This window comes from Colwellia sp. BRX10-3, assembly GCF_014077505.1.
Taxonomy (GTDB): Bacteria; Pseudomonadota; Gammaproteobacteria; order Enterobacterales; family Alteromonadaceae; genus Cognaticolwellia.
Genome location: NZ_JACGWA010000001.1, coordinates 101,455 through 123,616, shown reverse-complemented (window position 1 = coordinate 123,616; position 22,162 = coordinate 101,455). Strand labels below are relative to the sequence as shown.

The 22,162-nt window shown below is 38.4% G+C and carries 17 protein-coding genes and 4 tRNA genes; 16 read left to right on the top strand and 5 right to left on the bottom strand.

Going from position 1 to position 22,162, the window contains the following annotated elements:
* Nucleotides 1–38: 38 nt before the first annotated feature.
* The 9 genes from H4J38_RS00570 to purF all read left to right on the top strand — a co-directional run bounded on the left by H4J38_RS00570 (nucleotide 39) and on the right by purF (nucleotide 12,330).
* Nucleotides 39–1,196 (top strand): 4-phosphoerythronate dehydrogenase, encoded by a 1,158-nt coding sequence (locus H4J38_RS00570; protein ID WP_182128466.1) that lies wholly within the window; start codon nucleotides 39–41, stop codon nucleotides 1,194–1,196.
* On the top strand, nucleotides 1,180–2,205 hold the full coding sequence (locus H4J38_RS00565; RefSeq protein ID WP_182128464.1) for an aspartate-semialdehyde dehydrogenase: 1,026 nt from the start codon (nucleotides 1,180–1,182) through the stop codon (nucleotides 2,203–2,205). The genes H4J38_RS00570 and H4J38_RS00565 overlap by 17 nt, the downstream gene beginning before the upstream one ends.
* 285 nt (nucleotides 2,206–2,490) lie before the next feature.
* Nucleotides 2,491–6,036 (top strand): FimV/HubP family polar landmark protein, encoded by a 3,546-nt coding sequence (locus H4J38_RS00560; protein ID WP_182128462.1) that lies wholly within the window; start codon nucleotides 2,491–2,493, stop codon nucleotides 6,034–6,036.
* Nucleotides 6,037–6,503: 467 nt separating this feature from the next.
* Entirely contained in the window at nucleotides 6,504–7,286 is a 783-nt protein-coding gene (gene truA / locus H4J38_RS00555) for a tRNA pseudouridine(38-40) synthase TruA (RefSeq protein ID WP_182128460.1), read from the top strand.
* A 146-nt stretch (nucleotides 7,287–7,432) separates the two neighbouring features.
* Nucleotides 7,433–8,290, top strand: a complete 858-nt coding sequence (gene accD, locus H4J38_RS00550) for an acetyl-CoA carboxylase, carboxyltransferase subunit beta (RefSeq protein ID WP_182128458.1) — start codon at nucleotides 7,433–7,435, stop codon at nucleotides 8,288–8,290.
* A 10-nt stretch (nucleotides 8,291–8,300) separates the two neighbouring features.
* A complete protein-coding gene (gene folC / locus H4J38_RS00545) occupies nucleotides 8,301–9,575 on the top strand; it encodes a bifunctional tetrahydrofolate synthase/dihydrofolate synthase (protein ID WP_182128456.1) in 1,275 nt (424 codons plus the stop codon).
* A gap of 18 nt (nucleotides 9,576–9,593) precedes the next feature.
* Nucleotides 9,594–10,226 carry an SPOR domain-containing protein gene (locus H4J38_RS00540; RefSeq protein WP_182128454.1) on the top strand — a complete coding sequence of 211 codons (633 nt, stop codon included), beginning with the start codon at nucleotides 9,594–9,596 and terminating at the stop codon, nucleotides 10,224–10,226.
* Nucleotides 10,227–10,297: 71 nt separating this feature from the next.
* Complete coding sequence (locus H4J38_RS00535; protein ID WP_182128452.1) at nucleotides 10,298–10,780, top strand: CvpA family protein; 483 nt, start codon at nucleotides 10,298–10,300, stop codon at nucleotides 10,778–10,780.
* A 32-nt stretch (nucleotides 10,781–10,812) separates the two neighbouring features.
* A complete protein-coding gene (gene purF, locus H4J38_RS00530; protein ID WP_182128450.1) occupies nucleotides 10,813–12,330 on the top strand; it encodes an amidophosphoribosyltransferase in 1,518 nt (505 codons plus the stop codon).
* Between the two features lie 89 nt (nucleotides 12,331–12,419).
* On the opposite strand, the gene H4J38_RS00525 is transcribed toward purF, so the two are convergent.
* Both H4J38_RS00525 and H4J38_RS00520 read right to left on the bottom strand, forming a co-directional pair.
* Nucleotides 12,420–13,019: a Yip1 family protein gene (locus H4J38_RS00525; RefSeq protein WP_182128449.1), complete on the bottom strand. Its 600-nt coding sequence runs from the start codon at nucleotides 13,017–13,019 to the stop codon at nucleotides 12,420–12,422.
* A gap of 210 nt (nucleotides 13,020–13,229) precedes the next feature.
* Complete coding sequence (locus tag H4J38_RS00520) at nucleotides 13,230–13,511, bottom strand: hypothetical protein (RefSeq protein WP_182128447.1); 282 nt, start codon at nucleotides 13,509–13,511, stop codon at nucleotides 13,230–13,232.
* A 391-nt stretch (nucleotides 13,512–13,902) separates the two neighbouring features.
* Here H4J38_RS00520 and H4J38_RS00515 point away from each other — a divergent pair, with 391 nt between their 5' ends.
* On the top strand, nucleotides 13,903–14,676 hold the full coding sequence (locus tag H4J38_RS00515; protein WP_182128446.1) for a tRNA isopentenyl-2-thiomethyl-A-37 hydroxylase MiaE: 774 nt from the start codon (nucleotides 13,903–13,905) through the stop codon (nucleotides 14,674–14,676).
* Nucleotides 14,677–14,913: 237 nt separating this feature from the next.
* A complete protein-coding gene (locus H4J38_RS00510) occupies nucleotides 14,914–16,794 on the top strand; it encodes a DUF885 family protein (RefSeq protein ID WP_182128444.1) in 1,881 nt (626 codons plus the stop codon).
* A 229-nt stretch (nucleotides 16,795–17,023) separates the two neighbouring features.
* On the opposite strand, the gene H4J38_RS00505 is transcribed toward H4J38_RS00510, so the two are convergent.
* Nucleotides 17,024–17,794, bottom strand: coding sequence for a UDP-2,3-diacylglucosamine diphosphatase (locus H4J38_RS00505; protein ID WP_259365353.1), 771 nt, complete (start codon nucleotides 17,792–17,794; stop codon nucleotides 17,024–17,026).
* Between the two features lie 24 nt (nucleotides 17,795–17,818).
* The gene (locus H4J38_RS00500) at nucleotides 17,819–18,310 is read right to left on the bottom strand and encodes a peptidylprolyl isomerase (RefSeq protein ID WP_182128442.1); all 492 of its coding nucleotides are present in this window, start codon (nucleotides 18,308–18,310) and stop codon (nucleotides 17,819–17,821) included.
* Between the two features lie 213 nt (nucleotides 18,311–18,523).
* Here H4J38_RS00500 and cysS point away from each other — a divergent pair, with 213 nt between their 5' ends.
* Nucleotides 18,524–19,906: a cysteine--tRNA ligase gene (gene cysS, locus H4J38_RS00495; protein WP_182128440.1), complete on the top strand. Its 1,383-nt coding sequence runs from the start codon at nucleotides 18,524–18,526 to the stop codon at nucleotides 19,904–19,906.
* Nucleotides 19,907–20,102: 196 nt separating this feature from the next.
* Here the strand turns inward: cysS and folD are convergent, their stop codons facing one another.
* Complete coding sequence (folD, locus tag H4J38_RS00490) at nucleotides 20,103–20,960, bottom strand: bifunctional methylenetetrahydrofolate dehydrogenase/methenyltetrahydrofolate cyclohydrolase FolD (protein ID WP_182128438.1); 858 nt, start codon at nucleotides 20,958–20,960, stop codon at nucleotides 20,103–20,105.
* Nucleotides 20,961–21,227: 267 nt separating this feature from the next.
* Between folD and H4J38_RS00485 the strand changes: the two genes are divergently transcribed.
* The 4 genes from H4J38_RS00485 (at nucleotide 21,228) to H4J38_RS00470 (ending at nucleotide 21,753) form a co-directional block, all read left to right on the top strand.
* Nucleotides 21,228–21,304 (top strand) — tRNA-Pro (locus H4J38_RS00485).
* 182 nt (nucleotides 21,305–21,486) lie between these two features.
* Nucleotides 21,487–21,563, top strand: a tRNA-Arg gene (locus H4J38_RS00480).
* Between the two features lie 7 nt (nucleotides 21,564–21,570).
* A tRNA-His gene (locus H4J38_RS00475) sits at nucleotides 21,571–21,646 on the top strand.
* Between the two features lie 30 nt (nucleotides 21,647–21,676).
* Nucleotides 21,677–21,753 (top strand) — tRNA-Pro (locus tag H4J38_RS00470).
* Nucleotides 21,754–22,162 lie beyond the last annotated feature (409 nt).

The following is a 22,162-nucleotide window of genomic DNA, read 5'->3' as shown; positions in this document are numbered from 1 at the left end:
GACTTTTTATTTACTTGTTTGTGGTTTGGAAACTTTAAATGAATATTTTTTATGACGAAAATATGCCGTTTGCAGCGGAATTTTTTGCTGATTTAGGCATGTTAACGGCGTTTTCTGGCCGCTCTTTATCGTCAACTGATATTCGTGATGCTGACGTTTTATTGGTGCGCTCGATCACTAAAGTGAATGAAGCGCTGTTAAAGCAAAATAAAACCTTACGTTTTGTCGGTACCGCAACGATTGGTGTTGATCACATTGATCAACACTATTTAGCTAATCGAGAAGTGAGCTTTCATTCTGCCCCAGGTTGTAATGCCGTTTCTGTCGCCGAATACGTACTGAGTGCTTTAGTCGTGTTAGCAGAGCGTTATTTATTAACATTATCAGCATTAACTGTAGGCATAGTGGGTGCGGGTAACACGGGTTCAAGGTTAAGTGAAAAATTAACCGCTTTAAATATTAAGCATGTTTTATGTGATCCCATACAGGCTGAAGACCCAGCGGATAAACGTGAATTCGTTTCGCTTGAGCAAGCGTTAAGTTGCAACGTAGTTTCGCTGCACGTACCATTAACGCGTACTGGCAAACATGCAACGTATCATTTATTGAACGGTGAACGACTAGCTCGATTTAAAGACAATCAAATTCTGATCAATGCTTGTCGCGGTGAAGTAATCGACAATAGCGCTTTATTGAAAATGAAGCAGCAAGGACATGCAGTAAAGTTGGTTTTAGATGTTTGGGAAAACGAACCCAATATCTTAACTGCGTTGATCGCGCATTGTGAAATTACCACAGCGCACATCGCCGGTTATAGCTTAGAAGGAAAAGCTCGTGGCACAGAAATTCTGTATCGGGCATTATGCCAACAGCTAGGTGTTTTGCCAAATAAGCAGCTTGCTGACTTTTTACCGACACCGGCAATTAGTGCGGTTGAAATTAAGCAAAAGTTTGATGAAATACTGCTAAACCAGCTAGTAAAAATGGTATACGATGTTAGACGTGACGATGCAATTTTTCGTCAACAAATCAATATTCAAGGATTTGACCATATTCGTAAAACGTACCCGACTCGCCGGGAATTTTCGTCTATAACTGTCAACTTGAATAACGCGTTGAGCCTAGATGTTCCACATCAGCTTGGCTTTAATAAAAAACTGGATAAAAAGAGAGAGGATCATGGCACAGAAATTTGATGTTTGCGTACTAGGTGCAACAGGTTTAGTCGGTAAAACCATTATTGAAATACTAGAACAGCGTGATTTTCCAATTAATAAATTATACCCACTGGCAAGCGCTCGTTCGGCGGGTGAATTTATTGATTTTAAGGGTGAAAGTATTGAAGTTTTAGATGCTGACAATTTTGATTGGAGCCAAGCACAAATCGGTTTCTTTTCGGCAGGTGGCGAAATATCGGCAAAGTATGCGCCAATTGCTGCTGACGATGGTTGTATTGTTATCGATAATACCTCTGAGTTTCGCTATGACGCTGATATTCCATTAGTTGTACCAGAAGTAAACCCGCAAGCGTTAGCTGAATATCGTAATCGTAATATTATCGCAAATCCGAATTGTTCAACCATTCAAATGATGGTGGCATTAAAACCTATCTATGATGCCGTAGGTATTTCTCGCGTAAATGTTTGTACTTATCAGTCAGTTTCAGGTGGTGGTAAAGCCGCTATGGACGAGTTAGCAAAGCAAACTGCGGACTTACTGTGTGGCAAACCGGTCGAGCCGAAAAACTTTTCTCGCCAAATTGCTTTTAATGTTATTCCACAAATTGATGTATTTCTTGAAAATGGTTATACCAAAGAAGAAATGAAAATGGTTTGGGAAACACAGAAGATATTGGGCGACGATAGTGTAATGGTTAACCCAACAGCTGTGCGTGTACCGGTATTTTTTGGTCATGGTGAATCACTGCATATTGAAACCAACTCACCCATTTCAGCTGAAGAAGTCAAAGAGTTACTGAGCAAAGCGCCAGGTATAGTGGTTTGTCACAAAGATGAAGATTTTCCAACGCAAATTACTGATGCTAGCGGTAAAGATGAAACTTTTGTTGGTCGTATTCGTGAAGACATTAGCCACAATAGTGGTATTAATATGTGGATAGTTGCCGATAACGTACGTAAAGGTGCAGCAACAAACAGCGTTCAAATTGCTGAGTTATTAATTAAAGAGCACCTTAGCGAGTATTAAATACAAATAAATGAATCTAAGTTATAGATTTATTAAAGAAAAATGAAAACCCGTCGTTATAATAAGCGACGGGTTTTTTGTTTTTATAGCAATTAATTTAACTTTTATTAAATTAACGATAAGATAAGTATTACAGCGTTAATTTGATAACATAGTGAAAGTTAGAAAGCATTTATACATATAGGTAGAAGCAATTATTCATAACTGGAATAATCTTTGCTTTACATTCTCCTGACTCGGCGCGTCATTGTATTGGCGAATAATTATTATAAATAGGAAATTTTAATGCAAAAATTGTTACGCCTGTGCCTATGGCAGGTACTTATTATTAGCATTAGCTGTTTTAGTCTACCTATTTCTGCTGAAGACGGCGGTATACGTATTCGTGGCCCGAAATCGACAGATGCTTTTCCTTATGACCGTTATGGCCCTATTACCAGCAAAGATACATTATGGAATATCGCACTAAAAGTGCGCCCAGATCCTCGTTTGTCTGTTTACCAAGTCATGCAAGCGCTATATGAAAACAATCCAGATTCTTTTAAAGATCAAAACTTAAATCACATGATCAGTGGTCAGTATTTAAAACTCCCATCTATCGACATAATGCGGGCTATTAATCCTGACAACGCGCAACAAAAATCACGCAGTGATGACAAAGCTTGGCAAAAGAAAATTGTCAAAGTCGTTAAAGTGGCGCCTAAAAAAGTACTCTTACCTGAAGAAGCCTCAGTAAATAAAAAAGATTTAGATGCCGCTAAATCAGAAATTAATGTTCAGTTACAAGCCATAGACAGCAGTCAGCAACAAAGATTTGCTAACATTCAAAACGATGTTTTAGATTCTATCGATGGACTACAAAGTCTATTAAAAGAAAATGAAGCGTTACGTGAACGCCTTACCAGCTTCAACGACCAACTTGGTGTCATGCAAAGTGAAGTAGCCAAAAGTAAAGAAATTAAAGTGCAGATGGATGATATGATCTCGCTGCAACAAGCCTTATTGTCAAAAGCAGAAGCTAGAGAACAAGCATTATTACTAGAAAAACAAAAAGCCGAACTCGAAGATGGTAGCTTTATGTCGAGCTCATGGTTTGTTGCGTTAATGGCAACGTTACCCGCGATATTAGTGCTGTCATTATTAGCAATTTTATTTCGACGCAGAGCCAACAAAGAAGATGATGAAAATATTATACCTGCGAAAACAGACCAAATAGTTGAACCCGAAGCTAAAGCGAAGAATGAGCAAGGCTCTGACAGTTTAGACAGTGAATTAACCTTAGACGATGAGTTAGCGCTTGATGAACTTTCACTCGATGATGAATTGTCTATAGATTTATCAGAGACTGATGAAGATCATGACGATTTGTTTACCGATGACTTAGATTCACTTGATGATGAAGTAATTCAACTGGACGATGATTTAGATGATTTAGATGAACTTGAAGATATTTCTTTAGATAATGATTCAGAAACAATTTCTTTAGATGATGATCTTATTGAAGGCGAAGCCTTAGAAGGTGGTCAATTAGATCAAGGCGACTTAGATTCGTTATTTGCCGGTTTAGAAGACGAATTAGACTCGGACGATGACACAGCGCCTGAATTAGATGACGTTGATTCAAGCGAGTTAGATAACCTACTGGCTGAGAGTTCTGAAATTGAACCGATAGCAACTGATGACACTGAAGTGCTGAGCGAACCAGAAGATATTGACGCTTTACTTGATGCGGCTGAAGAATCAGATGAGCTAACCGATAACAACACGGCTACAGCTAACATTAATGAAGTGGAAGAACCTTACGATATTGATGCCTTGTTGGATGAAGTCAGTGAAATTAAAGATGCCTCAACTGCAGAAAGTGTATCAGATCCAGATGATATCGATGCACTGTTAGATTCTATAAATGACACAAGTGATACACCAGCTGTAATTGATACTGCTGAAGAAGCCAGTGAAGTCTCAGACCCAGACGATATCGATGCGCTGTTAGATTCTATAAATGAAGCAAGTGATACACCAGCTGCAATTGAGACTGCTGAAGAAGCCAGTGAAGTCTCAGACCCAGATGATATCGATGCGCTATTAGATTCTATAAATGACACAAGCGATACACCAGCTGCAATTGATACTGCTGAAGAATCCAGTGAAGTCTCAGACCCAAATGATATCGATGCACTGTTAGATTCTATAAATGACACAAGTGATACACCAGCTGCAATTGATACTGCTGAAGAAGCCAGTGAAGTATCAGACCCAGATGATATCGATGCGCTGTTAGATTCTATAAATGAAACAAGTGATACATCAGCTGCAATTGATACTGCTGAAGAAGCTAGTGAAGTCTCAGACCCAAATGATATCGATGCACTGTTAGATTCTGTAAATGACACAAGTGATACACCAGCTGCAATTGATACTGCTGAAGAAACTAGCGCTGAGCAAAACAGTGAAGTTTCAGACCCAGATGATATCGATGCATTGTTAGATTCTATAAATGACACAAGTGATACACCAGCTGTAATTGATACTGCTGAAGAAACTAGCGCTGAGCAAAACAGTGAAGTCTCAGACCCAGATGATATAGATGCACTGTTAGATTCTATAAATGACACAAGTGATACATCAGCTGCAATTGATACTGCTGAAGAAACTAGCGCTGAGCAAAGCAATGAAGTCTCAGAGCCAGACGATATAGGCGCGCCCATTAGTGAAGATATCAGCGATGACGAAATCGACACTTCAGAAAACTCAGAAAATGAAAATACAGAACTCATTAATAATTTTACTGATGAATACGTACAATCATTTATCGATACAGATTTTAGTAAGTTGTCGAATGAAAGTGCGGATGATAACTTAGATGAAATAGCGGTTAGTGAGCCAGAAAAAAATGCTACCACAGATGAACAGGCTGAAATTCCAAGCGACACTAGCGAAGAAATTTCAGATGATTTTGATATCGATGCATTAATTGACGAAGTAAACCACACTCCAGAAACCAAAGATGATTCACCATTAGATATTGGTGATGATGTGCTAGATACTGAATTACTTGATAGTGACTTACTGAGTGAAGAAACTGACAACGAATCGACAGAGCAAACGTCTGAAGAAATTGATGAAGAAACTTTAGCAGCATTGTCGAGTGATTTTGACGAATCAACATTGGCAAAGTTGTTGAACGATGAAAAAGAGTCTGATGATATAGTTGAATTATCACCAGACTTTACTGATAGCAATGTCTTAGCTGATTTACTTTCTGATAACGACAACCATGAACAAAATGATGTCGAAAACCGTAACGCAAGTAATGCTGAAGAAGTTGATGGTATTAAAGAGCTTGATAATTTAGATTTTGATGACCTTTTAGCGAACATTGAAGAAGAGAGTAGCCAATCTGCTAGTGATGATTTTGAATTCGACGAAAACTTTGAAATTGGTGATGACTTCGAACTGGAGACAGTTGAAGAAGGTATCGATATAGAAGAAGAGACTGGGTCAGAAGATAATAAAAATGCAGAAAAAGACTTTATTTCGGTAGATTCATTATTATCAGACAGTCTACTAGACGGCAAGCCAACTGAACCTTATGAAAAAATGAACATTGATGTTGGACTGAGTGAATTCCCTGAATTCTCAGGTAATATCACCGAAGAAGATGTTGATGACGACGACAATGGTATTGCAGCAAAATTAGATTTGGCTAAAGTGTATATTGAGATTGGTGATCATGACAACGCTGAAGTGATTTTACTCGATGTTATTAAACAGGGTGATGCACAACAACAATTTGATTCCCAACAATTATTAGATAACCTGAAAGACTAACTCAGCTTTATTATTTTAATTTCAGGATTTAAAGGCTGCAATTTGCAGTCTTTTTTAATACTTTTATCTACAGCGCACTTTACTTAACTACGTAGAATAATGTAAACGTTAAAAGACAAAAGAGCATCACTCCAGATTGAGCTTAAGTATTTACACTTATCAATAAACCTTATTTGAAACAATCTTGCTGATTATAAGTATTTAAATCGCCCCTTCGAAGTGCTTTACTCTTCTGATATACCTTAGCCAGATAAATAAGCCATACGTCCACATAAATATAAGTGTTAATGCGTCTCAGGGGATAATGTAGATAACCACTATGCTTGAATTATTTCACTTATTATAAAGAAGCCAATACAGCGTTTAGTTGGTTAATTCATTATTTTAATTGGTATTACTGAATAGTCACTTGGCAAAAATGCGTAAAATAATGGATAATGTCCCCCACCTTAGCAGTGGAGGATAAAATGCGTTACGCTTTAGGTATAGAATACGATGGTAGTAACTACTACGGTTGGCAAAGACAAAAAAACGTTATTAGCGTTCAAGAGACGGTAGAAAAGGCGCTATCTAAAATCGCCAACGAACCCATTCAAGTCGTCTGCGCAGGCAGAACCGATACAGGGGTTAGTGCGACCAATCAGGTCATTCATTTTGAGACCGACAAAATTCGTAAAGATGTCGCTTGGACATTAGGTGTTAATACTAACTTGCCTAAAGACATCGCGGTATCTTGGGTGAAAGAAGTTAATGACGATTTTCATGCGCGCTTTAGTGCAACGGCGAGGCGGTATCGTTATATTATTAATAATAATCGTTTGCGGTCGGCAATTTTAAGCTCAGGCATTAGTTTTTGCCATTATCCACTTAATGAAAATTTAATGCACCAAGCGGCACAATACTTGGTAGGACGACACGATTTTACGTCGTTTAGAACTGTACATTGTCAATCAAACTCTCCGACACGTACCTTGCATTATTGTAATGTTTCTCGCCAAGGTGAGTTTGTTATTATTGATGTTAAAGGTAATGCATTTTTACACCATATGGTGAGAAATATTGCGGGTAGTTTGATGAAAGTGGGCCAGGAACTAAAACCTGTTAGCTGGCTCAAAGAAGTATTAGAGGCAAAAAATCGTTGTGTTGCTGGTATTACAGCACCATCTGCGGGGCTATACTTTGTTGATGTTGAATACCCTGAAGAGTTTGGTATTCCAAAGCGTAGCCCAGGGCCATTGTTTCTACTATAATCAACAATAAGAAGAAAACAGACCAGTTTTTCCTATAATTATGTAGGCGTTCTATGGTCTAATTCAAACAATTAGCAAAAATTTTATATTTAGTGGTTGTATTTTAAACAATTATTAGATCTTTCGTGCATAGGCAAAAATATATTATGAGCTGGATTGAAAAGATTCTCCCAAAAGCAAAGTCAACACAAAAAAGAAATATTCCGGAAGGTGTCTGGAGTAAGTGTACTAGCTGTAACGCGGTTCTATATAAAGTTGAGTTAGATCGACAGATGTCGGTTTGCCCAAAGTGTGATCATCATATGCGTATTTCTGCGCGTAAACGCATTGATGGATTTCTTGACCAAGGCGAGCGAGTAGAGCTAGGTGAAGAATTTGAAGCTCAAGACATTCTCAAGTTTAAAGACTCAAAACGATACAAAGATAGAATTTCAGCCGCGCAAAAAAGCACGGGTGAAAAAGATGCATTAGTTGTTATGAGAGGTGAATTGTGCGGACAACCTATCGTTGTTGCAGCATTTGAATTTGGCTTCTTAGGTGGCTCAATGGCGTCTGTTGTCGGTGCGCGCTTTGTTAAAGGTGTTGAATATTGTTTAGAGCATAATGTACCTTTTGTGTGTTTTTCTGCCAGTGGTGGTGCGCGCATGCAAGAAGCATTATTTTCATTAATGCAAATGGCTAAAACCAGTGCAGCCTTAGCAAAAATGAGTGAAAAAGGCCTACCTTATGTATCGGTATTAACTGATCCAACGATGGGTGGCGTTTCTGCAAGTTTAGCGATGTTAGGCGATATTAATGTTGCAGAGCCTAAAGCCTTAATTGGTTTTGCTGGTCCACGCGTTATCGAACAAACCGTACGTGAAAAATTACCTGAAGGTTTTCAGCGCAGCGAATTCTTAAAAGAAAAAGGTGCGATTGATATTATTGTTGATCGTCGTGAAATGCGCAGTACTTTAGCAAGAATGCTTGCTAAGTTTATGGGACAAGATAGCCCCGCAGCATAACGGAAAATTCATGTCAAAAATGATTAAAGGCCATTCAGCAAGAAGCAATCTTACTGAGTGGCTTTCTTATTTAGAAAGTATTCATGCTGTCGAAATAGATCTTGGCTTAACACGCATTGCCGCTGTTGCGAATAAACTCAAGATTGCTTTTCCTAGTTCAACAGTTATTACGGTTGCTGGCACGAATGGCAAAGGCACTACCTGTGCTTTTTTGGAAAATGCATTTTTAGCACAAGACTTAACTTGCTCCGTTTACTCTTCACCTCATATTGAGCGTTTTAATGAACGTTTACGCCTTAATAAGCGTGAAGTCGCTGACAGTGCCTTAGTCAATGCGTTTGAAACCATAGAGACCATGCGAGGTGATATTAGCTTAACGTACTATGAATACACCACTTTAGCCGCCTTGCTTATATTAATGGCTGAACAGCCTGATGTTATTATACTGGAAGTTGGTTTAGGCGGGCGTTTAGACGCCACCAATATTATCGATACTGATGTTGCCGTAATTACCACTATCGATCTTGATCATCAAGCATTCTTGGGTAACACGCGAGAAGCCATTGGTTTTGAAAAAGCCGGTATAATGCGGGCCAATAAAGTGGTGGTGATAGGCGATACTAATCCACCTAGCTCATTAGCTACACACGCAGGCGATATTGGCGCTAAATCTTATTTTCGCGAGCAAAATTTTACTGTTGAACAGGCCAATAATAACACTTGGCATTGGCGCGGTAGTGAAGCTGAATTTTTAGCACTTAATTGCTGTGAAATACCACAAGATAACGTCGCTTCGGCTATTATGGTGCTGCATCTTTTAGCAGATAAACTCAGACTCTCGTTAGATAGCAGATTTATCAATCAGATTATTGACCAAACAAAAGTAGCAGGCAGAATGGAGAAGTTCACCCTCGATTGTGATGTTATTTTAGATGTAGGGCACAACCCACAAGCAGCGCGATATTTAGCAACGCAATTACAGAAGTTAAATTATGCTAAGGTGCATGCCGTACTTGGCATGCTCGCAGATAAAGATGCTACCAATACCATAGCGCCACTGTTGCCAGAAGTTGAGCATTGGTATATTGGTACGCTTAATGCTCCTAGAGGCTGCAAAGCAATAAACATACTAGAATCTACACAAATAGACGCGGCTAAGGTGAATTGTTTTGACAATGTCTCTCAGGCATTTAAAATGGCAAAACAGAATGCAAAAGCAACTGATCTTATTTTGGTTTTCGGATCTTTTTATACCGTTGCTGAAATAAGACGTTTATTAGTTTAGCAATACTTGGAGTCTACTTTGTCTACACCATTTCAAAATCGTTTAGTTGGTACCATTATTGTTGCCGCGGTCGCTATTATATTTTTGCCTGATGTACTTGATGGCGATAAAAAAACTTACCAAGATAACTTTGAGATGATCCCAGTCACACCTCAGATAGACTTTCCTCAAGCCAATAAAAATTTCCCCGAAGACAAACTGGCTAATTTGCCGGTAGAGCATATTTCTGAGGCGATTGCGCTGGACGATGATAGTGTTATAGATTCAGCCAAAGCGCTCAAGGAAAAAGGTATTACGGTAACCACTTTATCAAAAGAGTCGTCTTTTACCGCTCCGCCAGAACCAAAAACAACAAATAAATCAACTGCTAAAACGGTTAAAACTGCGCCTAGTAAAGCGATTCCTGAACAGGCATGGGTAATTCAATTAGGCAGTTTTCGCCATCAAAATAATGTTGATGATTTGGTCAATAAATTAAAAAAAGAAGGCTATACGGCCTTTACTAAACCAATTAAGACCAAGTCTGGTAAGTTGACCAAGGTTTTTATTGGACCTGAATTAATAAAAGCATCGTTGGAAGAAAAGCTACCAGCTTTGAAAGTGCTGACCAATGTTCAAGGGAAAGTTGCCCGATTTTATCCAGCTAAATAATAAAATTATTAGCAAATCCTAGCCGCCTTCTGGTAGAATGCGCGCCTCTAATCAATGAGAATATTCGATTTATGGTTTGGATAGATTATGCCATTTTGGCTGTCATTGGCATTTCAGCTTTAATTAGCTTAGTGCGGGGCTTTGTTAAAGAAGCCGTTTCCTTAATAGTTTGGATCAGTGCCTTTTTTGTCGCGAGCAGCTTCTATTTAAACTTGTCGACTCTACTTACCAATATTTCCGACCAACTTCTGCGTAACGCCGCCTCAATTGCTATTTTATTTATTTCCACCTTAATCTTAGGTGCGCTCGTTAACTACATCATTGGACAACTTGTCAGTAAAACCGGTTTGTCTGGTACCGACAGAGTACTAGGTGTCGTATTTGGTGCGTTAAGAGGTGTTTTGATCATAGCCGCAGTATTATTTTTTATGGATGCATTTACCCCCGCGTCCTCTAGTATATGGTGGCAGAACTCTCAGTTGGTGCCAGAATTTACATTAATAGTTGAATGGTTTTTTGAGTATCTCAAACAATCATCAAGTTTTTTAGCTTAGTATTTAAACTTAGTTCGTCGGAGAATAAGTTCATGTGTGGTATTGTTGGTATTGTTGGTAAAACACCCGTAGGTCAAGCTTTATATGATGGTTTAACGGTATTACAACATCGTGGCCAAGACGCCGCAGGTATTGTGACTATTCACAATAATACCTTTAGATTGCGTAAAGGTAACGGCTTAGTAAAAGATGTTTTTCATACTCGCCATATGTTGCGCTTACAGGGGAACATGGGTATTGGCCATATTCGTTACCCGACGGCAGGCACATCAAGTTCTTCAGAAGCGCAGCCATTCTACGCAAACTCACCGTTTGGAATATCGCTGGCGCATAATGGCAATTTAACCAACGCTGAAGAATTAAAGTTATGGCTTAATACTCAAGCACGTCGTCATGTTAATACGACTTCTGACTCTGAATTATTATTAAATATTTTAGGCCATGAATTACAAAACGCAGAACAACATACCTTAGATCCAAGTGATATTTTCAAAGCAATAAGTAATGTTCATAAACGTGTACGTGGCGCTTATGCGACTGTTGCCTTGATTATCGGTTACGGTATGGTGGCATTTCGTGATCCTAATGGTATTCGTCCGCTGGTATTTGGTAAGCGTGAAACCGAATCAGGTGTTGAATATATGGTGGCGTCTGAATCGGTAGCACTTGATGCTAACGAATTCGATTTTGTTCGTGATGTTGCGCCAGGTGAAGCTATTTTCTTTACTGAGTCAGGGCAAATTCATAGCCAACAATGTGCTGAGAACCCATCATTTCACCCGTGTATTTTTGAATACGTTTATTTTGCTCGTCCAGATTCATCTATCGATAAGATTTCTGTTTATGGCTCGCGCGTTGATATGGGTAAAAAGCTTGGTGATAAAATTGCCAAAGAGTGGGATGACATAGATATTGATGTGGTTATTCCAATTCCAGAAACATCTTGTGATACTGCATTAGAAATTGCTCGTCATCTTAATATTCCATATCGCCAAGGCTTCGTTAAAAACCGCTATATTGGCCGAACGTTTATTATGCCAGGGCAAGAGCAGCGTAAAAAGTCAGTACGCCGTAAACTTAATGCTATTGGTGCTGAGTTTGTTGGTAAAAATGTATTATTAGTAGATGACTCTATTGTTCGCGGCACAACTTCAGGTCAAATTATTGAAATGGCCCGTGCTGCAGGTGCTAAGAAAGTTTATTTTGCCTCTGCTGCACCAGAAATTCGTTTCCCTAACGTTTATGGTATTGATATGCCAAGTGCCAATGAGTTAATTGCACATGGCCGTGAACTAGAAGATATTTGTCAACTTATTGGTGCGGACAAATTAATCTTTCAAACCCTAGAAGATTTAGTCGCAGCAGTATCAACGGCAAATCCAGATATTACTGAGTTTGAAACATCAGTCTTTAACGGTGAATACGTCACAAAAGATATTGATCAAAGTTATTTAGATAGACTAGATGCTATGCGCAATAATGAAACAAAAGAAACTTCGGATAAAAATGCTGATTCAATTATTGATATGTATAACGAAGGCGCTGAATAATTAATCCATTTAATATGACGATTAATTATTAAATTTTCACTATAAAAAAACCGCTTATCGAGCGGTTTTTTTATAGATTTTTTCTTGTACTAACTAATGTATTCAACACCTAAACCAGAGTTAAAAACGATCGCACTAGCTGCCATAAGTGCCACAATAAGTACTAAGCCACAAGTTACCACTGAACTCGAATAAATAAAGCCTTTTTCTTCAGGAATATTCATCATAATTGGTACACCTGAATATAACAGGTACACCGAATAACATAGTGCAGCTAATCCAGCCAATACCACAAACCAAAGTACTGGAAACAGCGCGGTTAAACCAGCCATTAATAAAGGTGTTGATGCGTATGCTGCTAACTCTAATGATTGGGTGAAATCTGGTGTTGAGTCAAATGTTTTTGCCATCCATTGGATCAACACAGCTAGGCCAAATACACCTATAATCAAACCAGCATACATGGCAACTGACATAAACAACGCGTTTGATTCCGTTAATTTAATGGGATCCCCTGCGCCTATTGTCCAACCTATATGCGCTGCAGCATAGTAACCACAAATTGCTGGAATGAGCGCAATAGTGAGAATATGCACCATAGAATACATTAGACTCTCGTGACGTTTCTCAATGGTTTGCCATTCTTTTTTAGGTGCAGTATAAAGCCCCCAGATATGATTTAAGATCATGTTATATACCTCTCTGTCCCCAAAAATAATGCAGATATAAGTCAAACTCTGCAGCCTTGCCGTTAAATCAACGTTATTTTTATTATAGTTGATATGCTATTTATGTAAGATGGCGAGGGATTCGTCAAGGGTTGATTGATCTTTCGTCGAAAAAAAGCTATTTTTTAGCCGTCTATCAGTCTGAATACGAGGTTTTTATGCTAAAAAGTGTTAACAGACTTTGATACGTACAATTTTCATCACTTCAAGTTCAAAGCCGGCAACCAATTCATTGGTCGGATAATAGGTAATATTGACCTGTTGATTTTGCAATGATTTATAAAGTTTTTTTCTACGATATTTAAAAGGAACATCAATACCCTTTAACATAATGGTATTTATGTACCATTCATCAACTTCACGCTGTACATGCGAAAGCACGGTTTGTTGTTCACTATGGGTAAGTTCTTTGTGTTTATCTGTTAGTGATTTAGCAGCCGTCTTTTTCATCATTATTTTCGCTATATTTTATTAAGAATAATTTTATTGAGTTAATTCAATGGGTCTCATTTATTAATATCATAACAAATAGCAGAGCTTTTTTCATTTAAATGCAGTCCTTTAAATCCAGCATTCATTTTGTTGCTTTTTTAGCTGTTAATATAAATACGCTAGTCACCATTGTTCAGTATTATCTAACACTTTTAACACCAGATTAAAATCATTTACTTTAATGGTCTTTAGCGATAAAAGTCAGAGTAAATACCTATGGTTGCTTACTTTCGCTAATTTCAGTTAATGTAATATTCATTTAGCTAATTTATCAGCGATAAATGAATAGTTTTACTAGTAACTCAAGCGTCGGGCTTTTAATATAGCTAAAATTTATTAATAGCGTTTGTTTATGCCTTATTCCCAACTGCTTGAACCCATCAATAATTTCTTGAAAGTCTCGACACCACAATCTTGGCTTGCACAGGCTAAAGCGGAGGAAAACTTACCCATACTCCTTATTGATCATTTAATTTGTGAGCTTAAAGCCGCACAATCTGCGATGTTTATGATCCGAAAATATGCGGTTGATAAAGCGGGCAGTGACGCACTATTAGCATGGCTGCAGCCCTTTGAAACCCTAATATATAAACGTGAAGGCGATTGGCGTTTATTAGCCGCTAAAAACAAACTGACAAAATCAGTTATCCCAAAAGCTGACTCACCTTATGGGCAAAGTTTGATTGATAAGATGGTGTTATTGATAAAAGAAGAGCTCCATCATTTTTATCAAGTATTAGAAATTATGGATGAGTACGGTGTCGAATATCGCAGTATTACGCCATGTCGTTATGCCAAGGGAATGTTAAAGCATGTTAAAACCTTCGAACCTGATGCCCTTATCGATAAATTAATTATTGGTGCCTATATTGAAGCAAGATCATGCGAGCGCTTTGCGATGTTAGCACCTCACGTTGATAAAAGATTAGGCGACTTTTACATATCTCTACTTCGTTCAGAAGCCCGACATTATCAAGACTATCTCACACTCGCAAAAGAAATTGCGGGCCCAGAGCATTGCGATAAGGTAGATAGTCGTATCGCCTACTTTGCTGAAGTGGAAACGGTATTAATTACCAGCCCAGACAGTGATTTTAAATTTCATAGTGGTGTTCCGTCGCTTTAATTTTTAAATCATGTTGATTGTAAAACTTATCTGATAGTTAACGAAAATATTCTTATCTGCAGAGTAAATTAGTTATTAGCGCCATAACTAAGACTAAGTAACGTTAAATGTAGAATTAATACGTAACAAATTATGAATGTGGCTGGATAATAATTTTAATTATCATCAGAACTCGATAGTATAAAGTAGGCGTTTTAAATGCGCTTGCTGTTAATACAATAATAAGGAAAATAATTGATGCGCACTATCATTGCATTGGTTGGAGCTGTGGTGTGTTTATCTGCCTGCCAACCAAATAGTTCAACACAAAAGCCTACTCAAGAGCCAACTGCAGTTACTGCAACTAAAAGCTTAGGACAAAATAAACTTAGTGAGTCGAAAAGATTAAACGAATGGTTTGCCACTAAGTATGAAGAGCAGTTACAAAGCAATCCAATAATGCTTACGTTTTTAGGACGTAAAGAAAAATACGATCAAATAAATGATATGTCAGCAGCGTTTGAGAAAAAGCAGTTAGCTTGGCAAGCGGCAACGGTTGCTGAATTGACCTCAAGTTTTGACTACAACCAATTAACAGCCGAAGCTAAAATTTCATACGACATTTGGCTTTATCAATATGAACAAGCAAAAGCTGGACAAGAGTTTAATAAAAATGGCTATATCTTCACTCAATTTAATGGCATTCAAGCATTTGCTGCCCAGTTTTTAATAAACTTTCATCGGGTTGATGAGTTAAGTGACATGCAGGCCTATATCAAACGTATTGGCGGTGTTAGCACCGCGATTGATCAATTATTGGTTCGCGCAAAAGAAAATGCTGCTGCTGGTACTAGGCCACCAAAATTTGCTTATGAAGGTGTTATCGAGCAATCGGGTAACTTGATTACGGGTACACCATTTTCAAAGGCAGAAGGCGCAACCGACTCGCCACTTTGGATGGACATTAATAGAAAGATAAATGGCCTAGTTGACGCGGATAAAATTACTTCAGACCAAGCGCTGTCATTAAAATTAGCGGCTAAAACACAACTGCTCGAAACCTTTCTACCAAGTTATCAATCACTTATTACTTGGTTTGAAAGTGATATTGCCAACACCGAGAGTAACCCTACAGGTGTTTCTACACAAAACAATGGCCAAGCGTTTTATAATTACATGATAGGCGTATCAACAACTACCGAATTAACCGCTGCCGAAATTCATGCTATTGGTATTAAAGAAGTTGCACGTATCACCAATGAAATGATCGAGATTAAAAATCGTGTTGGTTTTGAAGGCGATTTACCCGCGTTTTTTAATTTTATCAAAACCGATGAACAATTCTTTTACCCTAATACGGATGAAGGTCGACAAGGTTATATTACCGACACTGAAACGTATTTAGACTTTATTAATAAGCAGCTACCACAATACTTTAGTATTTTGCCAAAGGCTGATTTAGCGGTTAAACGTGTAGAAGCCTTTAGAGAGCAAGACGGTGCCGCACAACATTATAATCCTGGTACGCCAGATGGAAGTCGCTCAGGGGTTTATTATGCACATTTATCTGACATGTCTGCCATGCCTAAAAATGAAATGGAAGGCGTTGCTTACCATGAAGGTAATCCTGGCCATCATATGCAAATTTCTATTGCTCAAGAGCTAACATCAGTCCCCCAATTTCGCACGCAAGCAAGTTTTACCGCTTATAGCGAAGGTTGGGGCTTATATGCTGAATTATTAGCAAAAGAGATGGGCGCTTATCAAGATGACTTTTCTGATTTTGGTCGACTGGTCAATGAAATGTGGCGTGCAGTGCGTTTGGTGGTTGATACTGGTTTACACACAAAAGGTTGGACCGAAGAGCAAGCTATTGCTTACTTTAAAGCAAAAACCCCGATTGCAGAAGAAGCTATTGTTTCAGAAGTTCGTCGTTATCTAGTATTACCAGGCCAAGCAACCGCATACAAAATTGGTATGTTGAAAATTCTGGACCTACGTGAAAATGCGAAACAAGCACTTGGAGATCGTTTTGATATTCGCGGTTTCCACGATACTGTGCTGGGTGGTGGAGCTATGCCATTAGCAATATTAGAGCGAAGAGTGAATGATTGGGTAAGTAGTCAAACGCCTAAGTAGTTAATAAATCTAGTTTATTAGCTTTAAAAATATAAGTGTTTGAATGAGAGTTCAGGCACTTATATGCTCAGCATGAACGGTCAGTTTTTTTGTTCCAGACAAAAAACTAAATACCGACATTCACGTCGGCAATATCGCGATTACATGGCCGTTCATAGCCATCCAAGGCTCCACGACATTAGTATATCCATTTACGTCGATGTGAAAGAGTGGCGATGCTCAGGTTTAATTACTTTTCTATTAACTCAAATGGGCTATCCATTAAGTCCATTGATTCAGGCGTTACTTTCAGCCATGCACCTTGTTCATACCAATCACCTAGTACGATTCGCTGTGCTTGTTGGTTGTTTGCTTTTACGTCATGTACCGCTGGTCTGTGAGTGTGTCCGTGGATCAATATCTGGCTTTGATATTGTTCTAAACAGCGAACAACCTCAATGGGCGTAACATCCATAATCTCTTGAGATTTCATGGCTGTGGCTGTGGCACTTTGGTCACGGTAATTATTGGCAATTTTTCGTCTAATAAACAAGGGTAAGCTTTTTATGATGGCTTGCCACCACCAACTGCGTGATTTTTTACGAAAAGCTTGGTAGCCAACATCTAGCGTGCAAAGGGTATCGCCATGCATAATGACCACGGGTGTGCCATATAAATCTATTAAGGTGATTTCAGGTAAGAGCTCCATGCCTGATTGTTTAGCAAAACGTTTACCCAGCAAAAAGTCGCGGTTACCGTGTATAAAATAAATTTTACAACCTATCGACGATAATGCTTTTATTGCCTGAGATATTTCTAAAATAAAAGGGCTATCGTCGTCGTCGCCAATCCAGTACTCGAATAAATCGCCCAAAATATACAATGTTTGTGCTTTGGGCGCTTCATCTTTCAAGAAAGCTAAAAAACAGGCCGTTATGTCGGGCCTGTTTTGCGCGAGATGTAAATCAGCAATAAAATAAGTTAATGCTGATTTATCTGTCATTTGAGAGGTATCGCTCATAGCGTTAAGATTCGTAGTGATAAATTACGCTACGATTGTTTCTTCAATGATTATTTCTTCTTTTGGAACATCGTCGTGATAGCCTATACGGCCAGTATCAACTAAGGTCATTTTGTCAACAATGTCCATACCTTCAACCACTTTAGCAAATACACAGTAACCCCAACCTTGTGTATCTTCACTTTTAAAGTTAAGAAAGTCGTTATCAGCTAAATTAATGAAAAACTGTGCTGATGCTGAATGTGGTTCTTGTGTTCGCGCCATAGCTAAAGTGCCACGAGCGTTAACTAAGCCATTATTAGCTTCGTTTTTGATTGATTCACGGCTGTCTTTTTCGTCCATGCCTGATGCGAAACCACCGCCTTGTGCCATAAAGCCTTTAATTACACGGTGAAAAATCGTGCCGTTGTAAAAGCCGTCTTCAGCGTATTGTTGGAAATTTTTTGCAGTAGCAGGTGCGTTGTCAAAATCTAATTCAATTTTAATTTCGCCTAAGGTCGTTTTAAATGTGATCATTGTTTTTACTCATAAATCTAAAGGAAATGTAATTACGCAAATTGTAACTCAATAATAGAAACATTTCTCTGCAAAATTTATTCGCATATTTCTCAGCAAATGAAGCCAAGCTAATGATTAGTACCAATAGTTGGGGTACAATTGCGTAAATCTCCGTGTGGAGGATAGTCGAATTTAATCAAGTATTGATATTACATAGGAAAAAGCGTCGTTATGTTGCAGATTTATAATACCTTAAGCAGGAAAAAAGAAGTTTTTAAACCGATCACTTCCAACAAGGTAGGTTTATATGTTTGCGGTATTACTATATATGATCGCTGCCATATTGGTCACGCTAGAACCTATGTTGCCTTTGATATTATCGCTCGTTACTTAAAGTATTTAAATTATGATTTAACACATGTACGCAATATTACTGACGTTGACGATAAAATTATAAAACGAGCTAATGAAAACGGTGAGAGTTGTGAAGCGCTAACTTTACGCATGACCGAGCAAATGTATCAAGATTTTGACGACCTTAATATTATGCGCCCAGATATTGCGCCTACTGTTACCGGGCATATGGATGAGATTATTGCTTTAGTTGAACGTCTTATTGAACGTAAACACGCTTATGTTGCCAGTAATGGCGATGTTATGTTTGAAGTCAGCACATATAGCGATTACGGCAAGTTGAGTTTACAAAATCTAGATATGCTGCAGTCGGGCTCTCGGGTTGACGTTGATGAAGCGAAACGCAGTCCATTAGATTTTGTGCTGTGGAAAATGGCAAAACCTGATGAACCAAGCTGGGATTCACCTTGGGGTAAAGGTCGCCCTGGTTGGCACATTGAATGTTCAGCAATGAACAGTAAACATTTAGGTGAACACTTCGATATTCATGGTGGTGGGTCTGATTTACAGTTTCCTCATCATGAAAATGAAATTGCGCAATCATGTTGTGCCTTTGATACGCCATACGTAAATTATTGGATGCATGGCGGCATGGTACAAATTAACAAAGAAAAGATGTCAAAATCTTTAAATAACTTTTTTACTTTGCGCAGTGTATTAGATGAATATGATGCAGAGAGTGTGCGCTTCTTTTTAACTTCTAGTCATTATCGTAGCCAGTTAAATTACTCACAAGACAATTTAACGCAAGCAAGAGCAAGTTTAGAGCGTATCTATACCGCGTTGCGTGAACTGACACCGATAAAAGTAGAATTAAAAGGTAATGAATATGTTCAGCGTTTTGAAAAAGCGATGAATGATGACTTTAATTGCCCTGAAGCAATGCCGGTATTATTTGAGTTAGCAAAAGAAATTAATCGCATAAAAGTATCGGATGTTGAAGCCGCTTCAAAACTCGCTTTTATTTTAGTATCACTTGGCGAAGTTTTAGGTGTAGCGCAAAATTCACCAGAAGAATTCCTTCAAGGTAGCAATGCTAACGATGATGAAGTTGCAGAAATTGAAGCTTTGATCAAACAGCGTAACGATGCCCGCGCTAATAAAGATTGGGCATTGGCTGATGATGCACGTGATAAATTGGTGGCACTCAATATTATTCTAGAAGATAGCGCGGGTGGAACAACGTGGCGTAAAGCTTAAACTTTCTTATATAAAGTGTTAATTAAAAAGCCTGCATCGCAGGCTTTTTTTGTTTTAGCTAACTAAGAAAATTATAATGAAATTAAAGCACTGTAATATGCGAACTATGCCTTACCTGACGACTTAATATTTAGAGCAATATCGATGTGATTATACTTTTAATAAAGTAATCCAAAGTAATTCAAAGTATTTGAAATTATTTATTATGAAACTCTTCGCATGCAATAAGGGTGTTTTCTATCAAACTAGCTACTGTCATAGGGCCCACACCACCGGGCACAGGAGTAATATAACCCGCGCTCTCTTTTGCTTTAGCAAAGCCAACATCGCCAACTAGTTTGCCGTTATCTAAACGGTTAATACCTACATCGATAACAATTGCGCCAGCTTTAATCCATTCGCCTGGAATAAACTCAGGTTTGCCAACAGCAACAACTAACAGATCAGCATTTCTTATTTTTGCTTCTAAATTTTTGGTAAATCTATGGGTTGTGGTCACTGTGCAGCCTGCAAGCAATAGCTCTAGTGTCATAGGGCGACCAACAATATTTGATGCACCAACAACTACAGCTTCTAGGCCATGAGGGTCAACACCCGTTGAAGCAATTAAGGTCATAATACCTTTAGGTGTGCATGGGCGAAGACCCGGTTGACGTAACGCTAATTTGCCAACATTATTAGGGTGAAACCCGTCAACATCTTTTAATGGATTAATATGCTCAATAATTAAATTAGCATCTAAACCAGCAGGTAAGGGTAACTGAACAAGAATACCATCAATTTCAATATCGTTATTTAATTCATCGATTAAATTAAAAAGTTCGTCTTGTGTCGTGGTTGGAGGCAAGTCATAAGAGCGAGATACAAAGCCAACTTCTTCACAGGCTTTTCTTTTACTACCAACATAAACTTGAGATGCGGGATCTGAACCAACTAAAATTACGGCTAATCCTGGAGCACGCAGGCCATTTTCAATGCGTTGTTGTACTTTATCTTTAACAGAATGGCGTAGTTGTTGGGCGATCAACTTACCGTCAATAAGCGCTGCAGTCATAATTATTCACAAAAGGCTAAAAAACGTGGTTATTTTCGCATAATAGAAAAGCTATTTGTAGGAAATAAATGCATTGGTCGTCGAAAGAATGATTTATTGATGAATAATGACGTTATTTTTATTTTATAGGTCATTATGAGTGGTATTTTAACCAAGATGCTTTAAAAGTGAGCGAACGCACATTTATTTAAAAAAAGTGTTTGACGCGCAACGGCCAACTAGGTAATATCCGCACCCGTTGAGAACGCAAGCGTTTTTAACAAATGTCGGTGATTAGCGCAGCTTGGTAGCGCACTTGGTTTGGGTCCAAGGGGTCGCAAGTTCGAATCTTGCATCACCGACCACTTTTTCTTTTTAGTTATTTTAAAGTTACTTTATGTAGATTTAAAGATTAAGTAATAGGTTTAGGTGTCATTAAGTTCAGTCGTAAGTTTGAATTTTGCATCACAACCAATTTTTTACTTTTTTAGTAAAAAAAGGATAAACTTTACAAGTGTAAAGTTTGTTCAGCATCTGTAGGCAATGTGCGCCCTTAGCTCAGCTGGATAGAGCAACGCCCTTCTAAGGCGTGGGTCGTAGGTTCAAATCCTACAGGGCGCGCCATACAATGGTGGCTATAGCTCAGTTGGTAGAGCCCCGGATTGTGATTCCGGTTGTCGAGGGTTCAAGTCCCTTTAGCCACCCCATTTTTTGTATGGTTTGTTGTAAAAGTATATCGGTGATTAGCGCAGCTTGGTAGCGCACTTGGTTTGGGTCCAAGGGGTCGCAAGTTCGAATCTTGCATCACCGACCACTTCTTCTTTTTATTACTTACGTATATTGTAAGACTAAGTACTGGTTTGGGTGTCATTAAGTTCAGTCGAAGTTCGACTCTTGCATCACCGACCACTTCTTCTTTTTATTACTTGCGTATATTGTAAGACTAAGTACTGGTTTGGGTGTCATTAAGTTCAGTCGAAGTTCGACTCTTGCATAACCGACCACTTCTTCTTTTTATTACTTACATATATTGAAAGAGTAAGTGCTGGTTTGAGTGTCATTAAGTTCAGTCGAAGTTCAAATTTTGCATCACAAAGCATTTTATTAACATTCCATCTGTAATTTCTTTTCTAAATATCCGTTTTATCTTCTTTTATTACCTTATTAAATTAAATTTTTCAATTTAATTGCGTTCTATGCTCGACTCTTGTTTAAAGCACCGC

Bases quoted from the DNA above. Each gene is read 5' to 3' on its own strand.
- H4J38_RS00570 (WP_182128466.1), top strand. From the start codon at position 39: ATGAATATTTTTTATGACGAAAATATGCCGTTTGCAGCGGAATTTTTT.
- H4J38_RS00565 (WP_182128464.1), top strand. From the start codon at position 1,180: ATGGCACAGAAATTTGATGTTTGCGTACTAGGTGCAACAGGTTTAGTC.
- H4J38_RS00560 (WP_182128462.1), top strand. From the start codon at position 2,491: ATGCAAAAATTGTTACGCCTGTGCCTATGGCAGGTACTTATTATTAGC.
- truA (WP_182128460.1), top strand. From the start codon at position 6,504: ATGCGTTACGCTTTAGGTATAGAATACGATGGTAGTAACTACTACGGT.
- accD (WP_182128458.1), top strand. From the start codon at position 7,433: ATGAGCTGGATTGAAAAGATTCTCCCAAAAGCAAAGTCAACACAAAAA.
- folC (WP_182128456.1), top strand. From the start codon at position 8,301: ATGTCAAAAATGATTAAAGGCCATTCAGCAAGAAGCAATCTTACTGAG.
- H4J38_RS00535 (WP_182128452.1), top strand. From the start codon at position 10,298: ATGGTTTGGATAGATTATGCCATTTTGGCTGTCATTGGCATTTCAGCT.
- purF (WP_182128450.1), top strand. From the start codon at position 10,813: ATGTGTGGTATTGTTGGTATTGTTGGTAAAACACCCGTAGGTCAAGCT.
- H4J38_RS00525 (WP_182128449.1), bottom strand. From the start codon at position 13,019: ATGATCTTAAATCATATCTGGGGGCTTTATACTGCACCTAAAAAAGAA.
- H4J38_RS00520 (WP_182128447.1), bottom strand. From the start codon at position 13,511: ATGATGAAAAAGACGGCTGCTAAATCACTAACAGATAAACACAAAGAA.
- H4J38_RS00515 (WP_182128446.1), top strand. From the start codon at position 13,903: ATGCCTTATTCCCAACTGCTTGAACCCATCAATAATTTCTTGAAAGTC.
- H4J38_RS00510 (WP_182128444.1), top strand. From the start codon at position 14,914: ATGCGCACTATCATTGCATTGGTTGGAGCTGTGGTGTGTTTATCTGCC.
- H4J38_RS00505 (WP_259365353.1), bottom strand. From the start codon at position 17,794: ATGAGCGATACCTCTCAAATGACAGATAAATCAGCATTAACTTATTTT.
- H4J38_RS00500 (WP_182128442.1), bottom strand. From the start codon at position 18,310: ATGATCACATTTAAAACGACCTTAGGCGAAATTAAAATTGAATTAGAT.
- cysS (WP_182128440.1), top strand. From the start codon at position 18,524: ATGTTGCAGATTTATAATACCTTAAGCAGGAAAAAAGAAGTTTTTAAA.
- folD (WP_182128438.1), bottom strand. From the start codon at position 20,960: ATGACTGCAGCGCTTATTGACGGTAAGTTGATCGCCCAACAACTACGC.